The sequence below is a fragment of the Alkalihalobacterium chitinilyticum genome (assembly GCF_029028005.1).
Classification (GTDB): domain Bacteria; phylum Bacillota; class Bacilli; order Bacillales; family Bacillaceae_F; genus Alkalihalobacterium; species Alkalihalobacterium chitinilyticum.
In genome coordinates, this window is sequence record NZ_JAOTPO010000021.1 from 1 (window position 1) to 25787 (window position 25787).

Below are 25787 nucleotides of genomic sequence, written 5' to 3' on the forward strand. Positions count from 1 at the left end.
CATCCATTTTTATAATCATGAAAGATACCAAAAAAGATTAAACGGCCTCAGCCCTATGGAATATAGAGCTAAAGCCGCTTAAATACTTTTTATTATTTCCACTGTCTACTTGACAGGGGGCAGTTCAGTGTGCGCAGTCTTTTTTGTTTTATAAAGTGTTCAGTTTATCATGTTAACTGGCGCTAAGACTCCCGATTCAAGCCTTTGTGGAAGCAAAGGAGGATAATTAGGAGACGATTGGATACAGACGTTGTCACGTACGTTCTGTTGCAATGTCTTTGTGACTCGCAACGTTTGGGTTTCAATAATAACCCAATTGGTTCTACTAATTTTCAGTAGAGATGAAGAAAATCCACACTGAAAAGTTTCACTTTATAAAAATATTGCACTAGAATAATCATCAGCAAACTATTTTTATTGATAGTTTGAGTAGAGATTTAAGTAAAGTTTCATTTCAAATAATATTTTCCACAAAAAAACGAAAAATAATGATTGTAGAATGACCAAATAGGCAGTAAAATAAAGCTAACATTATATCCTTCCTAAAGGGGAGTAGCATTTACAGCAAAGTCGTCATTACGGGAAGTATCCCCGGCTTTGTTGGCAACGTAATCGTTGTTTGCAAGACCTTTACCAATTATTTTGGTGAGGTCTTTTTATATTCCGTGAAAAGGCATTATGACTAAATGATTGGTCGTAATGCCTTTTTATTTTTTCCTCTATGAAAGGAGTACACAAGATGAAGCAATTCGATAAATATGGAAACAGTGTTACGTTTAAAAGTGGAAATAAAATAGAAGTTGTAAACTATGATATAGATTTGAGATTAGTAGGTGTAGGAAAAAGTGCAGCGGTATTCAATATAAATTCGACAGGCTTAGCGCTCAAGGTGTTTCACCCATTATTTCATCATCTAGCAGTAGAGGAGGCGGAGATTTATAGAAGCCTAGAACAAATCCCGTATTACCCTACTTTACATGAGAGTGGCTCCAATTATATTGTCATTGACCTCATTGAGGGGAGTACGCTATACCAATGCTTAAATCAAGGTATTGAAGTATCAGATCAGATCATCTATGAAGTCGATCATGCCTTAATGTTAGCTAGAGATAAAGGACTGAACCCCTCAGATGTCCATCTGAAAAATATATTCATTACGACAAGTGGGAATATTATGATTGTAGATGTCGCACGTTTCAAGCAAGTACAATATTGCCCAAAGTGGACTGATACAAAAAAAGCATTCTTTAAATACTATCAAAAAGGAATTATTCCTAAGAAAATGCCAACCATTCTCCTTGATACCATTGGCACCCTCTATCGAAAATACAAATAATTTCTGTGAAGCGATGAATATGTTGAGCACAGTTAAAGTGGCGAGTACGAATAGCGTGAAGATTATTAAAAAACGTGGTGCCAGGCACCGTTAGTGCTTTAAAGCGCAACAGGTGCCTGGCACCACGTTCTTAATATTTGTGGTAAAATAATAATAGATATATTTATAAGATCTATTAGGGAGGGTAATACGTGAGATACTTACTAGTCATGCTATTAGCGGCAATACTATTAATCACAGCGTGTACGAAGCCGGTTGATGAAGAAATTGAGGATATTAATGAGCAGGCGACAGAAGAACAAGTAGAAGAAAACATAGATGAACAAGAGCCGACTGAAGAAGAGGCTAATAATGACGACGAGAAAAAAGAAAAGCCTAAAGAAGATCAAGAAAAAAACAACGGTTCAAATGATAAAGTAACAAAAGACCAAGATAACCAAAAAGACAATCAAGGCAGTACGGAACCTAAAGACAACCAACAAAATCAAACCGATAGAGACCCAAATGAACTCTTAACGGAACAAGAAGCTATCGCAAAAGTTAAAAGCTATCTACAGCTCCAATTTGAGCCAGATGTTCATGTTGTCGTTGACCATGAAGAAAACGGCAGATATTTAGTTCACGTATACGAAGTTATTCCTGGTAACAACGGTGTCGGTCACACATCCACTCGTGGCTGGTACTACGTAGACCGCAAAACAGGAGAGATTGAGTCGATGTTCTAAAGGACTGGACAGTGACAAACCTCAATCTTTTCAATAAACCAAAAAAGACATTGTTAATCCTTAACGATTACCAGTGTCTTTTTTATGGATATTCCTTCTTCCTTCTTCAAGCTCCCTCTCTCAAAAGTAGGCAGTAATCCATTTCTCATCTACAAGATCGACCTCCACAGTCAACACACATAAAACTCCTAGTAACAGTTGGCTATGAGGAAGAAATTTGCATCAAATGCAGGCGTATATAACTACCAATAACTAAGAAATAACAATAAAAAAATTACAAATACAGCAATCTATAAGAAATAGAAGCCTACCCTACTAAATATATCTCTGCACTGCAGCGCCATCCCTAAACAATTTGAGGGAAACTATGACTAATAGAGTTCCCGAACTTTCGACAATAAAACGACAAATTTCCTATAAAATAGATAGAGTAGAAAGTCGAAACAAGAAATAGTATGTCTAATAGTATATAAGTAAAGAACTATAAAAGAGAGAATGATCAACTGTTTTATCGAAAACCAGAGTCTAAACTCACGCTCTTCACTTCAATAAACTCTGACTTTTGTAACATTTCTGTAACCTACTACCATAATTTTCACTTTATAATAAAAAGAGCCAATAAAATAGACGATAAATATACATATAAGACAATATTAATGGTTCTTTGAATCTATAAGACTACTAATCTGCACTTAGGGGGAAAAACAATGAGTACAAAGTCGGTCGTAAAAAAAGCGGTAATTTCTTCAACGTTTGCTACAGGAATTGTATTAACTGCGCCGTTAATGGTAGATGCGGCACTTGGTGACCAACCGTTAAAAAAAGGGATGAATCATCCTGACGTCAAAGAACTACAAGAGGCATTAAGAGCTAAAGGTTATTTTACCTTCCATACTTCAACGGGTTTCTACGGAACAATTACGGAAGAGGCAGTAAGACAATTTCAGAGAACGCATGGAATCCAAACGACTGGAGTTGCGAATACATCCACTTTAAACTTACTTCTAAGCTCAAATTCGCAAAATAGACAGGCAACAAATACTCAAATCGCTTCATCATCAACAACATCAACAAGCGGTGCTCTTGCTCAAACAACAGGTCTTCTTCGTGCAGGGTCGCAAGGACAAGCTGTAACCGAGCTTCAAGAACGGTTGAAAGAAGCTGGTCATTTTAATCACCAAGTAACGGGTTATTTTGGAAGAGTGACGCAAAGCGCGTTAAGAGATTATCAGAAAAAACACGGCTTAACGATTGATGGGATTGCTGGACCACAAACCATTTCTCATATTCTTGGAAGAACGACTGCATCACAAGCATCAACACCAGCTCAGTCAACACCACCACCAGCCCAGCCTGCGCCAACTCAGACAACAAATGCAGTGCCGGCGTCTGGAACTACAGCAACTACTAACACACAAGTGTTACGCATAGGCGCTAGTGGAGCGACAGTTACTCAATTACAAGAGGCATTAAAACAGCTAGGCCACTTTGATCATAGAGTAACAGGCTATTTTGGCAGTGTTACGCATTCGGCGGTACGCTCATTCCAAAGAAGTCAACAGATTACTGTTGATGGGATCGTTGGTCCGCAAACACTTCGTGCAATCGAAGCGGCTGCAAATGGTGACACGAAAACTGTTCAAAGCGAACGACAAATCAAATCCGACACAGTAACTGCACAACCTTCGCCACCTGCACAGCAAGGTTTTAATGTAATGAACTTAATCGCTGATGCGGCTGACTTAGTAGGAACACCTTATTTGTGGGGGGGGACAACACCAAGAGGATTTGACTGCAGCGGTTTCATTCAGTATGTATTTAGGAATCAAGGGGTATCTATCCCCCGTACAGCTGCGCAACAGTGGGCGGCAGGAAGGTCGGTTGACAAGCCGAGTGTAGGAGATCTCGTTTTCTTCCAAACGTACACAAACGGTCCGTCACATAATGGAATCTACATAGGAAACAATCAGTTTATTCATAGTGGTTCATCCACTGGTGTAACAGTGACAAGCATGAGCAACAGTTACTGGAGTCAACGCTACCTAGGGGCGAAGCGCCTTCATTAAAAATAATAAAAGCATAACAATATTCCTATAAACCAAATCAACAGAAACTGCATTCTCCATCTCGTCATGGAAGATGCAGTTTTTCGTTTTGCAAAGGTGCTGTTCCATTCCGAAAATAGGACCTTTATGATACGATAAGAAAAGAATTTTTACATAAGTAAATAATCAAAAATCTGATTATAACTACCAATTTAAAAACAAACCGCCCACATCAGAACGATAAATAATGCATTACCTTATATAAAAAAAGCAAATACATTCATGGGAGTGATGGCAATGATCCTCGTAACAGGGGCTGCAGGATATATAGGAAGCCACATGTGTGTAGAACTACTTGAAGCCGGGTATGACATAATTGCGGTCGACAATCTTTCCAATAGTAAAAAAGAGGCACTAGACCGAGTTGAAGAAATCACAAAAAAGACGGTTACTTTCTATGAAATTGATCTACTAGACCGTGAAGCGCTTGAACAGGTATTTGTTAAACATAAAATAGAAGCCGTCATCCATTTTGCAGGATTAAAAGCGGTTGGAGAGTCAACGGAAAAGCCACTCCAGTACTATCACAATAATATTTCTGGAACGCTCTCCCTCTGTGAACTTATGGATAAATACGGGGTGAGAAAGTTGGTGTTTAGTTCGTCTGCAACAGTTTATGGCCAGCCCGATCGTGTCCCGATTTCTGAGGACTTCCCACTGAGCGCAACGAACCCTTATGGACGAACAAAGTTAATGATTGAGGAAATCTTGCACGACCTTTACGCATCGGATCCAAGCTGGAGTATTTCCCTGTTGCGTTACTTTAATCCAGTCGGTGCCCACCACAGTGGTCGGATTGGCGAAGATCCGAACGGCATACCGAATAACTTGATGCCTTTTATTGCCCAGGTCGCAATTGGGAAACTTGATCAATTGCAAGTGTTCGGGGACGATTATGAGACGAAGGACGGCACGGGTGTGAGAGATTATATCCATGTCGTTGACCTCGCAAAAGGCCATTTAAAAGCACTGGTAGAAGTAATGAAAACTACCGGAATAAACACCTATAACCTCGGGACGGGAAATGGTTATAGTGTTCTAGAAATGATAAAAGCCTTTGAAAGTGCGTCTCAACGTAAGGTCCTCTACCAGGTTGTAGAGCGCCGCGCTGGAGATATAGCTTCCTGCTATGCAGACACGACAAAGGCGAAAACAGAGCTAGGTTGGACAGCCATAAAAGGAATTAAAGAAATGTGTGAAGACGCCTGGAGATGGCAAGTGAATAACCCAAATGGATATGAAGGAAACAACCGTTCTAGATAATTGAATATACGCAAATCAAAGTGAACCTAGTAATCGCAAAAAGGAGAATGTCAGATGTCTTTAGATCGATGGAAAGCAGATATAGAATATGAGCTGAAGCAAGTCAATAAATCGCTTGAAGCTACGAATGCTGCATTAGAAGAGCTAAAAACAAAGAAAGAGATTGTCGATGAAGTCTGTTCAGAAGTAGCCTCCAACCGTTTGCAAGATAATGTCGGCTACATCTTTGAGCTGCAAGAAGATCTCCAAAAAAAGATCAACGATAAAACCATTGAATTGATCAAATTAGAAGAAAACCCTAAAAAGCAGCAACTCGAACTATTAATAGAAAAAATCATCAAAAAGCTCGACATAAAATAGCCACACCAGCGATGCCCTCGCCCCGCAGCGCCACAATAGCGGTGCCAGGCACCTTCAACCCTTTACCGCATTGAAGGTGCCTGGCACCACGTTATTTATTAGTTTCACCACTCCATCAAATCTCTCTCCATCCGTTTACCGCTGCCCCCAAACGATCATACTGTTAATACACCTAATAATATGGAAAACTGTGTGAATAAACGACGATTTTTACAGAGATATGCTATAATTATTTGTTGGAAAAAGACAATTTCAGCCAGAATGAATCGTCAAACAAACCAGTTTGGCGCGAAAGGTCGGTTATAAAGTGGGAAAGATAAAGGTATTATTTTTCATCTATCAAATGGGCGGAGGCGGTGCAGCACGTACACTGCTAAATATTATTAATAATCTGGACCGAAACAAGTTCGCCCCAATGCTAGTAACTTTAAATATGAACGGTTCCTATGAAAAGGAATTAAAAGAAGACGTTAAATTTATAAAACTAGAAACCACTAGATTAAGCCGCTCGATTGGTGATCTAGCCAATATTATTAAAACCGAAGAAATCGACATCGTATTTAGTACGATCCCGAGAGTCAACACAATCGCTATCCTAGCTAACGCACTGTCACGTTCGAAAGCAAAGAACGTCATTCGAGAGGCAGATAATTTAGGTGGCAGCTTCCGTGAAAACCTTCAACTGCTTGTATTTGGAATGGTATATAAACGCTCAAGTCAGATTGTCTCGTTATCCGAAGGGGTTAAAGAAAACCTCGTAAAGCGATATAAAATTAAGCCAAAAGATATTAAAGTCATTTATAATCCTGTAGATGTTGACAACATTAACGAGCAAATCAACAATGGGACTATCAACCCGGATCATCAGGAGATCTTTAATACGACAGATAAAATAATCATCACTGCAGGGCGTTTAGTCCCGCAAAAAGACCAGCGTACGCTTCTAAACGCCTTTGCGAAAGTCAACAAACAGGAAAGCAGTCGCCTGGTCATCCTCGGGGAAGGTCCGCTAAAGGATGAACTTCTGCAGCAGGCTGCACAGCTCACTATTGAAGATCGTATACACTTTGTCGGCTTTCAAAGTAACCCGTATATTTATTTCAGTAAAGCTGATTTATTTGTATTAACATCCATCCATGAGGGGTTCAGCCACGTGATCGCTGAAGCGTTAGCCTCGGGGACTCCGGTCGTCTCAACCGACTGTAAATCAGGACCTGCAGAAGTTTTGGACGGTGGTGTATACGGGGCGTTATGTCCGGTCGGTGACGCAGATGACGTAGCGTTAAACATGCTACGCATCCTGCAATTAAATAAAGAGGAACGTGCAGACATCATCACGAAAGGCCACATGAGAGCTGGTCACTTCGATGCGAAACAAATTGTGAAGCAGTACGAAGCCGTGTTTCTTGAAACGTTGAAAAAATAATGCCCTATAGAGGTCTTGTCCTTTATTGGATCTAAAGCATCCCCCCTCATATAGAAAGAACGGATCGGTAAAGCTCTCACTCAATAAAACAGATGGTGCCAGCAGCCCACATCTAGAAGAAGCAGAAGGGTCAAACCCTCAAAAGCTCTAATTGAAGAAAGAAACAGAAGGGGGCGGGCGACTCGCAGACCCCCTATAAGGAAGTGTAAAACAATGCCTACGACAAAAAAAGTTGTGCATATTACGACTGTACATCATCCGCTCGATCCGCGGATTTACTATAAACAGTGTCAATCGCTGCAACAAGCAGGCTACGATGTGACCTTAATAGCACCTGATGGAGATCAAGTCATTCAAAACAGCAACATACAGGTGGTACCCATTAAAAAGCACAAAAATAAGTGGCTGCGCATGCTGTTGTCTTCGGTACAAGCCTATAAACAAGCACGAAAGCTAAGTGCAGACTATTACCAGATCCATGACCCCGAGCTCCTACCAGTGGCGTGGCTGTTAAAAAATAAACACAATGTCGTCATCTACGACATTCACGAAGATTATGAAACAAGCATTATGCAAAAAGAATATATCGCCAGGCCCCTGCGAAAATTCGTGGCGAAAACGTACCGCTTCATGGAAAAATTCTTTTCGAAAAACCTCGAACTGATTCTCGCAGAAAAATACTATAAAGAAAAGAACCCGAGTGGGACATGCATTTTAAACTACCCGCTCTTAAATGAAAAGGTCATCAACCATGAGGTAAACGAGCAACCTACAGAAAATAAATTGATTTACACAGGTAATGTATCGGTGGAGCGTGGGGCGCTCATTCAAGCGAGAATCCCGCAAATCGCCGAAGGCACATCCGTCCACGTTTACGGAAAATGCCCGAAAGCATTAGCAGACAAAATGTACGAGCAAGCGGGCCCGCGTAAGGACCAGTTACACATCCAAGGAATTGACAGCTACGTTCCGAAAACGGAAATTGACCAAGCCTATGCTTCTACTAAGTGGCTGGCAGGAATTGCGCTGTTTCCACCAGACGAGCATTACTATAAGAAAGAGCTGACAAAGTTCTTTGAATACATGAGCTTCGGGCTTCCGATTATTTGTTCTAACTTTCCAGTGTGGAAGGCCTTTGTTGAACAGCATGCCTGCGGGATTGCAGTCGACCCTACGAATGAAGCGGAAATTCAACGGGCGATTACGTATTTAAAAGACAACCCAGCTGAAGCCCTGCAAATGGGGCAAAACGGAAGAAAAGCGGTCCTCGAACAACTCAACTGGGATAAGGAAAAAGAGAAATTAATTTTATGGTATGATGAACTTCGTAAAGAAGACAAGGTTTCGGTCCAAGAAAAAGGAAGAGATTATTCTTAATTATATGGTGATTACATTGGAAAATCATAACCCGTTAATTTCGGTCATAACACCGGCTTACAACGCTGAAAAATTCATAGAGGCGACCATCCAATCTGTCCAAGCCCAAACGTATAAGAATTGGGAAATGGTCATTGTTGACGATTGCTCGAAGGACCATACTATAGAGATTATCCAGCAGTATCAACAAGAGGACCCGAGAATTAAGCTGATCCAACTGCAGCAAAATAGTGGTCCTGCCGTAGCGCGTAATACGGCCATCCGAAATGCAAAAGGACGCTATTTGGCCTTTTTAGACAGTGACGATCAATGGACGCCTGAAAAGCTGGAGAGGCAGTTGCACTTTATGCAGGAGCAGGATATTGCTTTTTCGTTCACGCAATACGACGTCGTCGATGAAGCGGGAACCGATACAGGAAAAGTGATTGAAGCTCCTGAAAAAGTGACCTACACTGACCTTCTGAAAAATAATGTCATCGGTTGCTTAACGGTGATGATTGATACGGAAAAAACGGGGGAAGTGGAGATGGTCAACATTCGCTCCCGCCAAGACTATGCCTTGTGGCTAGATTTAAGCCGAAGAGGGTTCCAGCCGTTTGGCTTAAACCAACCGCTTGCGAAATACCGTGAAGTCGGCAACTCGCTTTCCAGCAATAAAGTGAAAATGGCCCGCCAAAACTGGCATGTCTATCGCGAAATTGAAAGATTGAGCCTGCCGAAGAGCTTGTGGTATTTTGGGCATTTTGTATATTTTAAATCGAAAAAATACTTTTTAAAAAACAGTTGATATAGGTATATAGGATTATAAATTAAGAAGTCTACCAAAGTGGTATTCTAAAACAATATGGGAAAATTGTGTATAAAGTCGCGCCTTTATCACATGGTTTTTCATATTTTTGTTTTAAAATCCTCATAAATGGTAGACTTCTATTTCGTTAGTCATTATACTTTATTGTAGATTTAGTGTTTCGAGTAACGAATGATAGAGAGGACCAATATAATAAGGTATACGATAAATTAATGATATAGGGGTTGCTAGCTTTATGAGTGTTTTACTTGAAGAAAAGAGAAAAGATGAATGTATCAACTCTATAGATAACAACTTAGAATGTCTTGATCACTTTACAAAAGACGTTGTTTTGGGTGTCGACAAAACAAAGCTATGTTCCTTTGCGGTTGCCCTTGAAGGCTGGAGACGAGGTTTAGAACTAAAGTGGTATACAAAAGACGCAGAAGAATTTAAAGATTTTATCGTGTTCGGTGTTAACCCCCCTGGACGCCTCTTTTCGTTAAGTTCTAATGAACGGACACATTACTTTTTTAGAACACGAGGAGATAAAGTTTCTAATCTAGCAGTTGAAATATGTGCAGATAAAGATGAAACGAAAAACTGGCTTGAAAGAGCTGGGGTGCCTGTTCCATTTGGAAGAAGATTTGATGAAACGAGCAGCGATGAAGAGATTATATTAAGTGCTGAAATGATCGGCTTCCCTCTTGTTCTTAAGCCGACAAATGGTAGTTTAGGTGAGGGAGTCATTACGAACATTAGAAGTGCGGAAGAGTTAGCCGAATCGTTAGTCTATGTACGCCAACAGCTCGGTTATTCAAATGTAATTATGGAACAATTTATTCCTGGTGAGGAGTACCGAGTGTATGTTGTTGATGGGAAAGTAATAGCGGCCTATAACCGTATCCCATCACATGTCATTGGAGATGGCCGGCATACTATTGATCAACTAATTGAACTGAAAAATGAAGAAAGAAAAGTAAACCCTCGCTTAGCAAGTTGTTTAATTGAAAAAGATCAAGAGGTCAAAACCTATATTAAGAGATTTGGTTATTCGTATGACAGTGTGCCATCCGCTGGAGAAGAAGTCTTTTTACTTGAGAAAAGTAATGTTTCATCTGGAGGAGACCCAGTTGACTATACGGACAAAATGCCAGAAGTCATTAAGGACGTGGCGATTAAAGCGGTCAATGCAATTCCAGGTCTTATCCACGGCGGGGTCGATATCATCGTCAACGGAGATATAGGAGTAGTTATTGAACTAAACCCTACTGCACAAATTGGTGGTAGTTTATTTCCAGTCGAAGGACAAGCTCGTGATATTCCTAAAGCGATCATTGATTATTATTTCCCAGAAACAGTCGATTCGGAAAAAACATCCTTTTATTTTGACTTGAAAAAAGTCCTTCAGCCATTATACAGTCGTATCGCTTTAGAAGTAAAAGTATCACCGCCGCCAAGTGGGAAAGTATATGCGAAACGGTTTGTATTACAAGGTGAATTTCCAGAGTTAAAATATCACATGTGGTTACGAAAAAGAGTTTTTGAACATGGGTTAAATGGGTACGCAAAAACACTTGCTAATGGAAGCTTAGAAATCATCATTGCAGGAACAGATAAAGATGTGATCGGTGAGTTTAAGAGTGTATTCGCTGAACCGCAAGATCGGGCCGTAATCGATAAGGTGGAAGAGTACGAATGGGATCGCGCTGTCAAAATCGGCTTTGATATTACTGCAATTCAATACAAGGTCAACCTTGAAAAAGTTTTGAAACAAAAAAATAAAGAAATTGAAAAATTATCAAAACAGCTTACAAAGTCGGAGAAAGTTGAGCAAAAGCTTGAGAAGCAATTGCAAAGAATGCAACGAAGTCGCGTATGGCGCATGACGCTTCCGTTAAGAACGTGTGCAACGACAATTAAACGTCTTATCCGACCAAGAAAACCAGTGTAAGTGATTGAACGATGGATGAAAAATATACGACAAAAAGACCACGAGTAAGGACTTGTGGTCTTTGTCATTTTTATGGCTTTTAATGGTAGGTAGTAGAACGATAACTAGATATATGTCACTTTTAGTATTATAATGTAGAATGAACTTTTTTATGCTTTCTATATAGGTGTCTACAAAGGACAGGTAAAGGGAAAAATACGAGTTAAAGTATTGTGGGAGCAAGAAATTTCGTATTGATTATTTAAGATTTAGGCGGTGCAATATTTTTTATGCAAAATTATATAGCTGAAATATCTAAAAGAAAAGATTTACTATTTTATCTAGTCAAATCAGGGTTAAAAGCCGAACACCGTAATAGCTACTTAGGCTATTTTTGGTGGCTATTAGATCCATTATTAAATGTAGTCGTTTATTATTTCTTAGTGTCTGTCATTTTAGGTCGTGGCGGTGAAAACTATGCTGTTTTTCTCGTTATCGGATTAATTGCATGGCGCTGGATCAGTACGACAGTGAATACGTCAGCGAAGTCGATCATGAAGTATTCATCCATTATAAATCAAGTGTATTTACCGAAGTCGATATTTCCGTTTGCGTTTACCTTTACGCAGCTGGCCAACTTCGCTTTCGGTCTTATTGTAGTGGCGATATTTTTAGCGGTCTATGGAATTATCCCAGGCTGGCAAGTTGTGTATCTACCTATTATTATACTTGTCCAATTAGTATTCCTTATTGCGCTTAGCTTGTTATTTGCCTATATTACCGTTTTTGTAAGAGATATTGATTACGTGCTGACTCATTTAACGCGTATTCTTTTCTATTCATCACCGATTATTTGGGAAGGTAGTCGTTTACCAGATGAATATCGTTGGATTGTAGATGTAAATCCTATAGCTATCATTATTAATTCATACCGTGATATTTTAATGTATCAAACGACTCCTGATTTATTTGGCTTACTTATTATCGGAGGTATCTCGGTAGTAGCTTGTGTTGCGATCTTATTCTATTACAGTAAAAACGAACACAAAATTATTAAAGCATTGTAGAGGTATCGATCATGTTAAAAATAGATTCGAACAACGAAGAGGCGATGAAAGAAGAGGTCATTCGTGCCGAAAACCTTGGGGTCTGTTTCGAGAGCGGTCAGACAAGAGATGATTATAAATCGAAAGTTTTAGACCTATTTAAAAAGAAAGATAAAGATGAGCAAGGAAAGCTGTTTTGGCCGTTAAGAAACCTTAATTTCACAGGCTATAAGGGTGAAATCTTAGGGATTATCGGTTCGAATGGTTCGGGAAAAACGACACTTTGTAAAATGCTTACAGGCATCCTCCATCCTGATGAAGGGTCTATTAAGGTTGACGGGAAAGTAACGGCACTCTTCTCTTTAGGGATGGGCTTCCAAAAGGAGTTAACAGGACGAGAGAACGTTTATTTAAACGGGATGATGCTTGGGGTCGAAAAGGCGAAAATTAATGAATACCTCGATGATATTCATGAGTTTTCAGGGCTAGGAGAATTTTTCGATCAGCCGATGAAATATTACTCAAGTGGAATGAAAGCGAGACTCGGTTTTAGTGTCGCTGCACACCTTGAGCCAGAAGTGCTTATTTTAGATGAAGCGTTAAATACAGGTGATCGTCAATTTAGTCAAAAAGCAGCAAAGAAAATGCAAGAGCTTGTAAAAAAGGCGAAGATGGTTATTTTAGTTACCCATAGCTTGCGATATGCAAGAAAAAACTGCGATCGGTTAATTTGGCTAGAAAAAGGGGTTATCCGCGAAATCGGGGAACCGAAACAAGTCGTTGAAAATTACAAGAAGACGATTCCGCCTCGTAAAGAACGGCAACGGAAAAAAAGAAAGTTAGAATTACAAAAAACGGATACAACTATTAAAGATAATATCATTGTAAAAGCAGAAGATGTCGCTGTTTCTTTCCAGTTAAACAAACAGAAATTTTGGGCATTGCAAAACGTCAATTTTGAAATTAAAGAAGGAGAAGTTGTCGCGATTATCGGCCACAATGGAGCGGGGAAAAGTACATTAACACGCTTACTCACAGGCATCCTGCAAACGGAAAAAGGGCGCTTAGAGCTTAACGGTGAAACAACCGCACTTCTTGGTTACGGTACAGGATTTAATGAACAGTTATCTGGTAAAGATAATATCTTTTTAAACGGCATGCTGCTCGGGATCCCACAAAAAAAGGTCGAAAAAGATTACCCGAAAATCGTGACGTTCTCTGAATTGGAGAAGTCGATCGAAAAGCCAGTGAAGCAATACTCGAGTGGTATGAAAGCAAGGCTTGGATTTAGTATTGCAGCGACGTTACAGCCAGATATTTTTATTATCGATGAAGCTCTATCAACAGGTGATATGGCGTTTAAACAGAAAGCTAGTGAAAAAATTCAAGATATGATGGAGCAAGCGAAGGCCGTTATCATCGTCACGCACAGTATGAGCTTAGTCAAACAGCTATGTACTCGGGCGATTTGGATGGAAAAAGGGCAAGTCGTCTTTGACGGCGATCCTCTCGAAGCGGTTGAGCGCTATCAGGAAAAAACGAAAGAAAGTAAAGGACCATTAAGAAAATAATTCGAGCATTATAAAATAAGGCGGCGGTGTGTTTTTATGTTGCGATTAGTAAAAAAAGGTGTAATCGAAGGGGCAGATTGGTTTCTTTATCGTTTTCTAAAAACGAAGCATAAGGAAAAGATGGCAAAGCTGTTCACTCAAAGTCAAAAAGAAGCATTGAAAAAGCTCATGAATCCTGGGAAAAAACGATCACAACTCAAAAAGATCGAACAAGTGAAATATCGCTTATATAACTTAGGATTTACAGAAAAAGGACTCACTCAATTAAAAGAGTTCGCGAATCAAAATGAAGAGTCTTTTCTGAAGCGTCTAGCGGCTTGGGAGCTAGCGGTTTATTATGCCAATTTATACAGTAAGGACGGAGCAAAAACCTGCCTTCACTATATAGAGCAAGCGACAATGAATGATAAGGATAAGGACTCCTTACGTAGAGCAGCGATCCTAAAGGCTGAAAGCTATCAACTGTTAGGTGAAGTAGACAAAGCGAAATCGGTCATTTCCGAGCGTTTAGCGTCACAAGCACATGTTGATCTCTACCTAGCAATGGCGAGTTTAACGAATGACTTGGGAGAAAAAGAGAAGTGGATTAATAAAATTTTCAAGCAGTACCAATTGCCTGAAGTCACCTTCACCGATGAGCAAGAAAACACTGCCTATGACCGATTATATGTGTCGAATGATAATGAAAAAAATAGTAGTACAAGTGCAGGGCAGACCGCTAAAGTTTCGATCATCATTCCTGCTTATAATTCCGAAACAACGATTGGAACTTCAATCGAATCGATGATGAATCAAACGTGGGAAAACCTCGAAATTTTAGTTATTGATGATTGCAGTACTGATAATACAAAAGCAGTGATCCAAGATTATGCTGAACAAGACGCCCGAGTCCGCCTGTTAACAACGGAAAAGAACAGCGGAGCATATGTCGCTAGAAACGTTGCTTTACAAGTGGCAACTGGGGACTATGTAACGATTAATGATGCAGACGACTGGTCACATCCAGAAAAAGTAAAAACACAAGTGGAACATCTAGAAGCGAATCCGAATACGATTGGCAACTTCTCACAGCAAGCACGCGCAACAGAAGATCTAAAGTTTTACCGCAGAGGCAAGCCAGGGATCTATGTTTTTGCCAATATGTCCTCGTTTATGTTTCGTCGTAAAAAAGTGTTTGAGAAGCTTGGCTTTTGGGACAGTGTTCGCTTTGCAGGCGACTCGGAGTATGTAAAGCGGATCAAGAAGGTGTTTGGTGAAAAGTCAATCGTTGAATTGCCAACAGCACCGCTCTCCTTTATGCGTCAGTCGGAAAGTTCACTTACAGGAAACTCGGCGTTCGGATTTCCAGGCTATTTTATGGGGGCAAGGAAAGAGTACGCCGAAGCCCATGAGCATTTTCACAGCAACAATGAAAACTTATACTACCCATTTCCACAGACACCGCGACCATTTGCGATACCAGAACTAATGCAGCCACAGCGAGAAGAAAAAGTCGATGGACGTAGACATTTTGACGTCATTATTGCGTCAGAGTTTCGTCTTCTTGGTGGAACGAATATGTCGAATGTCGAGGAGATTAAAGCACAAAAGAAGCTTGGTCTTCGTACAGGCCTTATTCAAATGTCACGTTATGATTTGAACTCGGTAACGGACGTCAACCCTAAAGTCCGTGAACTTATCGATGGAAACGAAGTATCTATGCTTGTGTACGGCGAAAAGGTCAGCTGTGATGTACTGATTGTCAGACACCCACCGATCCTGCAAGATTGGCAAAAATACATTCCTGAAGTCAATGCCAAGCATGTTCGAGTAATTGTCAACCAGCCGCCAAAACGAGAGTACAGTGCGGAAGGAACGATTTTATATGAATTGGGTCAATGCGCAAAGCATATGAAGGATTATTTTGGGCAAATCGGCCAATGGTATCCGATTGGGCCATCGATCCGTAAAACTTTGCATGAACACCATGCCGAAGAATTACCGTCCGTTTCACTAGCAGATGAGGATTGGGTCAATATTATTGATGTCAATGAGTGGAAGCGTGCAGAGAGTAAGAACGATCACGATACAATTCGGATTGGGCGCCATTCACGCGACCAATATGTGAAATGGCCAGATCAAAAAGAGGAGCTCTTGCAGATTTATCCGCAAACGAAACCTTATGAAATCTATGTACTAGGCGGAGCTAAGGCGCCAAAAAAAGTTCTAGGTGAACTGCCGGCTAACTGGACTGTCTATGAATTTGGGGAACTGCATCCGAAAGAGTTTCTCGATCAAGTAGATATATTTGTCTACTACACCCACCCTCAATGGGTCGAGGCCTTTGGACGAGTCATATTCGAAGCGATGGCCGTTGGCGTGCCTGTTATCATCCCGCCGAGCTATGAGCCGTTATTCGGTGATGCAGCTATCTATGCAGAGCCACATGAGGTGCTTACGAAAGTAGATGAGATCATGAGTGATCGTGAGGCATATGAGCGTCAAGTCGAGACAGCACAAGTTTACGTTGAGAACCATTTCGGATATACGAAACATGCATCGAGGTTGGAGGAATGCTTGCATGAAGAAAACGGTCAGTAAGCAAGAACAACTTGAACTCGTTCAGAAACGAACTGAGGAACTTGAAAAAAAGCTCGGAGACCTTGACCGTCAAATTGATCAGGAACAAAAACAGTATGAGCTTGCAAAGCAGGAGCGTGAACGGTTAGAAAGTGAATTTCAAGCCTTAAAACAAAACCGAATTTGGAAGTTAGCGAGTATAGTAGTTCAGGTGAAAAGGAACGGAAGGCTTCTTGCCAAAGTGATTACGGGTAAACGTTCCCTTAAAGATGTTTTCAGTCGTACGCATCAACAGAAACAGGCTGTGCAGCGCGTCAAAAAAGTGAAATACAGCCTTTACGAACTTGGATTTACTCAGAAGGCATTAGCAGAACTAGAAAACCTATGCATAAAATCGGATAACCCGTACATTCGCAAGCAGGCAGCGTGGGAGCTCGCCTTATGGCATGCGAACCAATACGATGAAGCGAATGCGAAGAAATGCCTTGAAATGCTAGAACGTGCAGAGATAAAGGAAACGACCAAACAGTCAACGCGCAGAATAGCGGTTTTAAAGGCTGAAAGCTATGATCTATTAGGTGAGGTTAATAAAGCTAAACAAGTAATTGACGAAGCATTAACTAGAGAAAAGCATATCGATTTGTATTTTGCCCGAGCAAGCCTAGAAGCATCGCAGCAAGAACGTCTAAACTGGATTAATAAAGGCTTAAGTCTTAAAGGAATAACTCCGATAGTAGAAGATGAAACCAAATCAGGTACATTATATGATCGCTTAGCAACAGCCACTATCAACCAGGACCAAGTCAATCAACGAGACATCGATCAGCATAAAGTAACGGTCATAATCCCAGCTTATAATGCTTCGACAAGTATTCAAACGGCATTGGATTCTGTACTTGCTCAAACATGGTCAAATCTTGAAGTGATTGTCGCTGACGACTGCAGCACGGACGAAACGAAAGCCGTTGTCGAAGACTACATGAATAAAGACCCGAGAGTCAAATTGATCTCCAATGAAAGAAACAGCGGTGCTTATACTTCGAGAAACAACGCGCTAAAAATCGCAACAGGGGAGTTCGTAACCATTAATGATGCCGATGATTGGTCACACCCTAAAAAAATCGAAGAACAAGTTCGCCATTTACTGCAAAATGAGTCGGTGATTGCGAACACGAGTGAGCAAGCGCGTGCGACGGAAGAGTTGAAGTTTTACCGACGCGGCAAACCAGGTGAATATGTGTTTTCCAACATGTCCTCCTTAATGTTCCGACGCCAACCAGCGATGGACAAGCTTGGGTATTGGGACTGTGTACGATTTGGTGCAGATGGCGAATTCAAGAAGCGACTCAAGCTTGTGTTTGGCAAGGATGCTGTCGTCGATTTGAAAACAGGGCCGTACTCGTTTCAAAGACAATCGGAAGGCTCCTTAACGGGCAGTCAGGCGTTCGGTTACCACGGATTTTTTATGGGAGCGAGAAAGGAATACACTGAAGTATATGAGAACCACCATAAAAGCGGTGGGAATCTATACTATCCATTACCGCAAACTACTCGTCCATATCCAATTCCAGAACCGATGTGGCCAGAGCGCGAAGAAAAGGTTGAAGGCCGAAGACATTTTGATGTCATTATCTCCTCTGAATTCCGTCTTCTCGGAGGAACGAATATGTCGAATGTCGAGGAAATAAAAGCGCAAAAGCAAATGGGCTTACGAACAGGACTTATCCAGATGGCGCGCTATGACCTGCGATCGGTAAAAGAACTCAATCCGAAGGTGCGAGAATTGGTTGACGGTGACCAAGTAGCGATGCTTGTGTACGGAGAAAAGGTGAGCTGTGACGTTTTAATCGTAAGACACCCACCGATTTTACAAGAATGGCAAAAGTATATTCCAGATGTTCAGGCCAAGAACGTTCGTGTGATTGTCAATCAACCGCCAAAACGAGAGTACAGCGAAAAAGGAACGACACTTTATACGATCGACCGATGCGCAAAGCAACTGAAAGAATACTACGGAGCTACTGGCATCTGGTACCCGATTGGGCCGTCAATTAGAGAAACATTACATGAACATCATGCCGATGAATTAAAGTCGATCACATTATCTGAGGATGATTGGGTAAACATTATTGACGTGAACGAGTGGAAGCGCAAAGAACGTCCACAGACGGGTGGAACAATTCGCATCGGACGTCATTCACGTGATCAATACGTCAAGTGGCCTGACACGAAGGACGAGTTACTGACGATCTACCCTAATTCGGAACGATATGAAATCCACGTATTAGGCGGTGCGAAAGCGCCGAAAAAAGTGTTAAATGAATTGCCAGGGAACTGGCATGTGTATGAATTTGGAGAGCTTCACCCAAAAGATTTTCTAGCCAAGCTCGATGTATTCATTTATTATACACATCCAAAATGGGTCGAAGCATTTGGACGTGTTATATTTGAAGCAATGGCTGCAGGCGTTCCTGTGATTATTCCGCCAAGCTATGAACCATTATTTGGCGAAGCAGCAATCTATGCGGAGCCATATGAAGTTGTTAGTAAGATTGATGAACTAATGGGAGACCGAGCAACATATGAAGGCCAAGTGGAAAAAGCACAGATGTACGTAGAACATCACTTTGGCTATACCAAACATGCTTCTCGGTTAGAAGAATGTTTTTTAGAAACCAAATCCCTTAAAATAAAGTAAAAAGAGGTGAGGACATGGTTGCCGATGAAAAAATGCAACAACAATTAAAAGAAAAGAACCAACAGTCAACATCACCTGATCCTACCTCTGAAGAAGCACCTATTGACCAACAACTAGAAGCGGCACAAGAGAAAGAACAAACTCTACTTGCTAGCCTTTTAAAAAAAGAAACACAATTACAGCAGCTACAGCGCAAACACAAACGGGAAAAGAAAGAAAGTAAAAAAATTACCCAAAGCAGAACGTGGAAGTACAGTCTTCCCATTAGAAAAACACTAACCATCAGTAAAAAAATCAAAGAAATCTTCAAAGCTAGTGAGTTTGAAAAGCTAAAAGAAGACTTTGAGGCTTTGCAACAATCGCATAAAGCGCTGCAAAGTGAACTGAACAAAACCAACGAAGCGCTCGTAAAAACAAAAGAGCAAAATACAGCAATGAAGATCGAGCTTGGCCATGTAAATAGTAAAGAACTTCACCAACAAGCGAAAAAAGCGAAAGAAAATGGGGAAGTTATAGAATATATAGACCAACTAGTGAAGCGGAAAAATGCTGCTGAATCCCATTATGGAGAAGCATTAACTAAGACCGCTCGGTTATTTAATAAAGAAAAGCCAGCTTCTAAACAGATTGTCTTTTCACATGTATTAAAAGGATTTCAAATGAATGGAATTCCTGAATTTATCGTCAGGGCGGCAGAAAATGAAGGGGAGTTGACGCTTACTAGCGCCTCCTCTTTCAGTGCATCATTAAGCAGGCGGGCAAGAGTCAGACAGCTTAGAGAACATACGCCCGAGCTTCTGTTAGACAATAAAGTAACAGCTTATACATTCGCCGATCAGTTAGGCGTCCGCAGGCCATGGGTCCGAGCTGAAAAATACAAACTAGTGGACCTCCCGATAGAAGCGGGCATTGTCATTAAACCGTCGGAAGGTGCAGGATCCCGAGGCGTTTACCTTGTGATAAGTGAAAGTGAAATTTATGATGTCAGACGTTCAAATGTGTTACCGAACTGGGAAGCGCTGAAGGAACAGATAGCAGAAGATTTAGCGTCTGGTGCGGTAACGGAAGACGAATGGCTGATCGAAGAGTTGATTTTAGGAGAGTCAACTGATCGACGCCCCGCAAAGGACCTTAAGTTTTACTGCTTTTACGGAAAGGTTGCTCTAATTTTAGAAATTACCCGCTTTCCAAATTTAAGATATTGCTGGTGGAACGCAAATGGTGAGAGAATAAGTACTGGTAAATATGATGACCAATTATTTACTGGAGAAGGAGCGACACAAGCGCAAATCGACCTAGCAGCGTCGATCAGTGCCGAAATTCCAACTCCGTTCATCCGAATAGACTTTTTAAAATCTAGCCAAGAGCTCATCTTTGGCGAGTTCACTCCAAAGCCTGGCAATTACGATGAGTTTAACCGTAAAACAGACCAATGGCTAGGGGATTATTATTTAGAAGCAGAAGAACGACTCATACAGGACCTACTCAATGGAAAGTCCTTTGATAAATATAAAAAGATACATTCATAACTTTAATTTATAGATCAACAGTGATGATTGATTTTTAGGAGGATGCACGATGGTGCAAAGTAAAGTAGAGTGGCTCCCTCATCTCTCACCTGAAGTGATGGAAGATGCACGAGGACATGAGCTGGATGCTTATGCAGTTGCTTTAGAAGGTTGGAGACGTGGGCTTACGTTGAGATGGCACGTTAAAGACTCTGAAAAATTTGCCGATATGAAAACCTGGTTTGTAGACAAACCTGGAAAGTTATTTTCTCTAAGTTCCAATGAGAGAACGCATTACTTTTTTAAAACAAGAGGAGATAAGGTAACCAACGAGGCAGTAGAGATTGGCGCTGATAAGGAAGAGACCAAGCGCTATCTTGAAAAGGCAGGAGTTTCAGTTCCTCAAGGCAAGAGGTTACTAGAAGATGCTTCGAATGAAGAGATAGAAGATTATGCTTCTTCTATTGGCTTCCCTATAGTCCTTAAACCAACGGATGGAAGCTTTGGCAGAGGGGTTATGACCAACATCCAATCTGCAGAAGAGCTTAGTGAGGCACTTACTCATGTTCGATCTAATTTAAAATATAGTGATGTGATTGTTGAGCGATATATCGCTGGTGAAGAATACCGAGTATACGTTGTAGGTGACCAAGTAGTTGCTGCAGTTAATAGAATACCAGCAAACGTTGTTGGTGACGGTTCTAGCTCGATCCAGTCACTTATAGAGCAGAAAAATCAGCTTAGAGAATTAAATCCACGCCTCATCAGCTGCTTAATTAAGGTAGACAGCGAAATGAAAAATTTCATTTCAGCACAAGGACTAACCCTAGAAAGCATTCCTAAAAAGGGAGAAAAAGTTTTTCTTACAGATAAAAGTAATATTTCAATTGGCGGCGATCCGATTGATGTATTAGACGAATTATCGGTGGAAGTAAAAGACACTGCAGTTCGAGCTGTACAGGCTGTCCCAGGACTGCATCATGTTGCAGTTGACCTTATCATTGAAAAAGATCAACCACTAGAAACCGCAACAGTCATTATTGAACTTAACCCGACTGCACAAATTGGATCATTATTGTTCCCAATGCAAGGACAAGCTCGTGATGTACCTGCAGCCATCATTGATTTTTATTTCCCAGAAACGAAAGAGATCGTAACGGACAAGGCGAAAATCTATTTTGATTTTCCAGATATCATTGAGCCACTTAAAACAAGGTCTGCAACAGTCACAACTGTTTCCGCTGCTCCAGTAGGAAATATTTATGCGAAAAAGTACATCGTTTCTGGTGACGTTCAAGGTATCGATTATCATCGTGGTTTAAGAAAACGGGCATTTGAGTTAAAACTTAGTGGTTTTGTACGTAATCTTGAAAATGATGATATTGAAGTCGTTGTTACAGGGACAAACCATGAAAATGTTGATGATTTTAGAAAGGCATTGTTCGAGGATCCAGAAAGATCCGATGTCCAGGCAGTCCAAGAAGAGCCATGGGACGGACCAGTAAAAGTTGGGTTTGAAGTAAAGGCTGACCTGAAAACACAAGTAGAGCAACTACGTCTGATGAAACAAGAAATGGACTTACTTGAAAAGGAATTTAAAAAAGTTGAACGTGAACATAGAAAGTATGCAAAGAATTTCACTTGGCGAATGACCTTGCCGTTTCGAAAGCTTGCGGACCTATTTAAATATATCGCACGTTCCTTTGGAGGGTGATTTACATGGAAAATAATCAAATCATTACTCTTCCTCATCTTACAAATGAAATGGTTGTAAGTGCTCGTAAAACGAAGCTATGTGCTTATGCTGTAGCGATTGAAGGCTGGAGACGTGGCTTAACTCTGAAGTGGTATACAATTGATTCTGGTAAGTTTGACAACATGATTACGTTTGGAGTAAATCCTCCAGGCCGTTTATTCTCTTTAAGTTCGAAGGAAAGAACGCACTATTTCTTCCGAACGAGAGGCGATAAAGTTTCGAATGAAGCAGTGGAAGTAGGAGCTGATAAGGATGAAACGAAGATCTATCTTTCAAAAGCAGGGGTACCTGTACCACAAGGAGACAAGTTTGGAGCAGACGCTACTGATGAAGAGATCATCAAGTATACAAATAGTCTAGAATATCCAGTAGTTTTAAAGCCAACGAACGGTAGTCTAGGTAATGGTGTTATTACGAATATAAAAGGTGAGAAGACGCTTAGAAAAGCACTCGCTTACGTTCGGTCAGATCTTGGTTATCGTGAAGTCATTGTAGAACGCTTCTTCCCCGGTGAAGAATATCGTGTCTATGTTATTGAAGATCAAGTGATCGCTGCATACAACCGCCTCCCTGCCAATATTACAGGTGATGGCGTTCATACGGTAGAAGAGTTAATCGAGTTAAAAAATCAACAACGTAGGAAAAACGCGCGTCTATTCAGCTGCCTCATCGAAGTCGATCAAGAAACACATGAATTCGTTGAAACGGCAGGCTATTCAATGGACAGTGTTCCGAGAAAAGGTGAAAAGATCTTACTCCATGAAAAAACGAACGTATCTGCAGGTGGAGATCCAATTGACGTGACGGACAAGTTAGCACCTGAAATTAAACAAATCGCGATAAATGCAGTGAAAGCAATTCCAGGTTTATATCATGGTGGTGTAGATATTATTATCGATCATAGTAAGCCTGTTGAGAAATCTGCAGTTGTCATTGAGCTAAACCCAACAGCCCAAATTGGGGGGATTTTATTTCCGATAAAAGGAAAAGCTCGCGACATACCATCGGCTATCATTGATTACTATTTCCCGGAAACAAAGGAAATCGGTAAAGAAAAACCAAACATTTATTTTGACTTTAATACGGTCCTAGAACCATTACAAAATAGATCAGCTGTTGAAGTTGAAGTCGCACCAGCACATGTAGGTAAACTTTATGCTAAGAAGTATATCGTTTCAGGAGCGGTCAAACGGGTAAGATACTATGAATGGATTAAAAAAGAAGCGTTAGATAGACAGCTAAACGGGTATATCAACAACTTAATGAGCGGTGAAATTGAAGTCGTTATAGCCGGAGCAGACAAAGACGTAGTGAACAACTTCAAAGACATCTTTTCAGAAAGACCTGATCTCGGTGAAGTGAAAAAGGTAAAAGAAGAAGTTTATAGATCACCAGTTAAAATTGGCTTTGAAATAAGCGAAGGCTTTAAAACGACAAGCCTGCGATCAGTAGAAGCGACGTTAAGAAAGATGGAGAAAGAAAAACGAAGAATCGAAAAAGAAATGAACCGTATGACCAAAGAGGTCAATAAGATCAAGCAAAGTAGATCGTGGAAGATGACGTTCTTCTTGAGAAATATTAGCAATTTCTTGAAAAAGGCTTTTTAATTTTTATTGTATTGCCATTCAAATAATGGTTTTTTATGGAGGGGTCAGCATTGAAAGAACAATACGATTATGTAATCGATAAGTTATCAAAAAAAGAAGCAGCAGGCGCACGAGGATTTGGCCTTTGTGCCTACCTAGTAGCTTTAGAAGGTTGGCGACGTGGTTTAACTCTTAAGTGGCATAATAACCCTCGATTAGTGACTGATATGAAAATACTAGGTGTGAATCCAATAGGGAAGACGTTTTCACTAAGTAATAATAATAAAACACACTTCTTTAACCGCTCAAGAGGGGATTTAGTAACAAAAGAAGCAGTTGAAATCTGCAGAAATAAAGAAAAAACAAAAGAGCTTCTTGATAATGCAAATGTCCCAGTTCCACAGGGACGACAGTTCTTAGCTGACACTCCAATTCAACAAATGACATCATATGCGGAAAGTATTGGCTTTCCAGTTGTTCTTAAACCTACAACAGGGAGTTTAGGTAGAGGTGTTTATGCGAATATTGTAGACACCCATGAGTTAAAAGAAGCAATTGAGGGTCTCCGTACAGAATTCAATTACGATGAATATATCATTGAAAAGTTTATTGCAGGGAACGAATACCGCGTATATGTTGTTAATGATAAAGTAATAAGTGCAGTAAATAGAATTCCAGCTAATATTACAGGCGATGGCAACAATACAATAAACAAGCTTATTGAAATTAAGAATTTAGAAAAAAAAGAAAACCCTTATTTACTTGGAAAAAAGATAAAAATTGATAATGAAATAATGAAAATGCTAAATAAAAAAGGTTATAGCTTAGATTCCATCCCACCTAAGGGCGAAACCATTTATTTGAGAGAGAAAAGTAATGTTTCTATGGGAGGGGACCCTATAGATGCGACAGATATTCTAACAGATGAAGTAAAAAAAGTTGCTGTAAATACGGTAAAAGCAATTCCTGATCTCTATCATGCAGGTATCGATGTTATCATTGATCCAGAAGATCCTAAAAAGTGCACTGTAATAGAAGTTAATGCAACTGCTGAGATTTCAATGCATGTCTTTCCTCTATTGGGACAAGCGAGAGATGTACCACGTGCAATCATTGATTTTTATTTTCCAGAGACGATCGAGGATCCATCGAATATAAAAAGTATTCTTCATTTTGACTATAAATCTATAAATGAAATGTTAAAAACAAGATCTGTCAGTGAAATAGAAGTAATGGGTTTCCCACAAGGTGAGTTATATGCGAAAAAGTACATTGCTACAGGTAAAGTTCAAGGTGTAGGTTATAGAAACTGGGTTAGGAAGAAGGCTATAGAACTTAATATTAATGGGTATGTCAAAAATTTAGAAAATGGAAAAGTAGTTATAGTAGCTATTACTCCAGATAAAGAAAAGTTGAGTAAGTTTAAAAATGACTGTGAAAATGGTCCAGACAAAGCTCGAGTTGAAAGAATAAATGAATACAATTGGAACCAGCCGACCAAGGTTGGGTTTGAAATTAGAAAAAAATCAAATTCAGAAGAAACAGTAGAGTTGACTAAAGCGCTTAATAAAGAAAAGGCTCAAAAAGCACAATTGCTATTAGAGCATGAACAATTGCAACAAGAAAATGGTAAACTACTTGAAAAGTATAATAAAATAAAAAAACAATATAGAAGTATTGAAAAAAGTAGGTCATGGAAATTAACATCACCACTAAGAAAAGCGAAGTTCTTATTAAAGGGTAGAAACTAA

At 40.2% G+C, this 25787-nt stretch carries 18 protein-coding genes; all 18 read left to right on the forward strand.

Annotation, left to right across the window (positions count from 1 at the left end; all coding sequences use genetic code 11):
- The first annotated feature begins 1 nt into the window (after position 1).
- The 18 genes from N7Z68_RS24410 to N7Z68_RS20925 all read left to right on the forward strand — a co-directional run bounded on the left by N7Z68_RS24410 (position 2) and on the right by N7Z68_RS20925 (position 25787).
- A complete protein-coding gene (locus N7Z68_RS24410) occupies positions 2-82 on the forward strand; it encodes an IS3 family transposase (RefSeq protein WP_371316473.1) in 81 nt (26 codons plus the stop codon).
- Between the two features lie 657 nt (positions 83-739).
- Positions 740-1336 (forward strand): protein kinase family protein, encoded by a 597-nt coding sequence (locus N7Z68_RS20845; RefSeq protein ID WP_275120398.1) that lies wholly within the window; start codon positions 740-742, stop codon positions 1334-1336.
- Between the two features lie 191 nt (positions 1337-1527).
- Entirely contained in the window at positions 1528-2061 is a 534-nt protein-coding gene (locus N7Z68_RS20850) for a hypothetical protein (RefSeq protein ID WP_275120399.1), read from the forward strand.
- 707 nt (positions 2062-2768) lie between these two features.
- Positions 2769-4127, forward strand: a complete 1359-nt coding sequence (locus tag N7Z68_RS20855) for a C40 family peptidase (RefSeq protein ID WP_275120400.1) — start codon at positions 2769-2771, stop codon at positions 4125-4127.
- A 276-nt stretch (positions 4128-4403) separates the two neighbouring features.
- Complete coding sequence (gene galE, locus N7Z68_RS20860) at positions 4404-5429, forward strand: UDP-glucose 4-epimerase GalE (protein ID WP_275120401.1); 1026 nt, start codon at positions 4404-4406, stop codon at positions 5427-5429.
- Positions 5430-5483: 54 nt separating this feature from the next.
- Positions 5484-5789, forward strand: coding sequence for a hypothetical protein (locus N7Z68_RS20865; RefSeq protein WP_275120402.1), 306 nt, complete (start codon positions 5484-5486; stop codon positions 5787-5789).
- 307 nt (positions 5790-6096) lie between these two features.
- Positions 6097-7215: a glycosyltransferase gene (locus N7Z68_RS20870; RefSeq protein ID WP_275120403.1), complete on the forward strand. Its 1119-nt coding sequence runs from the start codon at positions 6097-6099 to the stop codon at positions 7213-7215.
- A 213-nt stretch (positions 7216-7428) separates the two neighbouring features.
- Complete coding sequence (locus N7Z68_RS20875; protein WP_275120404.1) at positions 7429-8592, forward strand: glycosyltransferase; 1164 nt, start codon at positions 7429-7431, stop codon at positions 8590-8592.
- Between the two features lie 4 nt (positions 8593-8596).
- Entirely contained in the window at positions 8597-9379 is a 783-nt protein-coding gene (locus tag N7Z68_RS20880; RefSeq protein ID WP_275120405.1) for a glycosyltransferase family 2 protein, read from the forward strand.
- 256 nt (positions 9380-9635) lie between these two features.
- Positions 9636-11333: an ATP-grasp domain-containing protein gene (locus N7Z68_RS20885; RefSeq protein ID WP_275120406.1), complete on the forward strand. Its 1698-nt coding sequence runs from the start codon at positions 9636-9638 to the stop codon at positions 11331-11333.
- A 269-nt stretch (positions 11334-11602) separates the two neighbouring features.
- Positions 11603-12379, forward strand: a complete 777-nt coding sequence (locus N7Z68_RS20890; RefSeq protein WP_275120407.1) for an ABC transporter permease — start codon at positions 11603-11605, stop codon at positions 12377-12379.
- Positions 12380-12390: 11 nt separating this feature from the next.
- The gene (locus tag N7Z68_RS20895) at positions 12391-13929 is read left to right on the forward strand and encodes an ABC transporter ATP-binding protein (protein ID WP_275120408.1); all 1539 of its coding nucleotides are present in this window, start codon (positions 12391-12393) and stop codon (positions 13927-13929) included.
- Positions 13930-13965: 36 nt separating this feature from the next.
- The gene (locus N7Z68_RS20900; protein ID WP_275120409.1) at positions 13966-16509 is read left to right on the forward strand and encodes a glycosyltransferase; all 2544 of its coding nucleotides are present in this window, start codon (positions 13966-13968) and stop codon (positions 16507-16509) included.
- The gene (locus N7Z68_RS20905) at positions 16490-19186 is read left to right on the forward strand and encodes a glycosyltransferase (RefSeq protein WP_275120410.1); all 2697 of its coding nucleotides are present in this window, start codon (positions 16490-16492) and stop codon (positions 19184-19186) included. Before N7Z68_RS20900 ends, N7Z68_RS20905 begins: the two co-directional genes overlap by 20 nt.
- 14 nt (positions 19187-19200) lie before the next feature.
- Entirely contained in the window at positions 19201-20715 is a 1515-nt protein-coding gene (locus N7Z68_RS20910) for an ATP-grasp fold amidoligase family protein (protein ID WP_275120411.1), read from the forward strand.
- Positions 20716-20764: 49 nt separating this feature from the next.
- The gene (locus N7Z68_RS20915; protein ID WP_275120412.1) at positions 20765-22408 is read left to right on the forward strand and encodes an acylphosphatase; all 1644 of its coding nucleotides are present in this window, start codon (positions 20765-20767) and stop codon (positions 22406-22408) included.
- Positions 22409-22413: 5 nt separating this feature from the next.
- Complete coding sequence (locus N7Z68_RS20920; RefSeq protein ID WP_275120413.1) at positions 22414-24057, forward strand: acylphosphatase; 1644 nt, start codon at positions 22414-22416, stop codon at positions 24055-24057.
- A 50-nt stretch (positions 24058-24107) separates the two neighbouring features.
- Positions 24108-25787: an acylphosphatase gene (locus tag N7Z68_RS20925; protein ID WP_275120414.1), complete on the forward strand. Its 1680-nt coding sequence runs from the start codon at positions 24108-24110 to the stop codon at positions 25785-25787.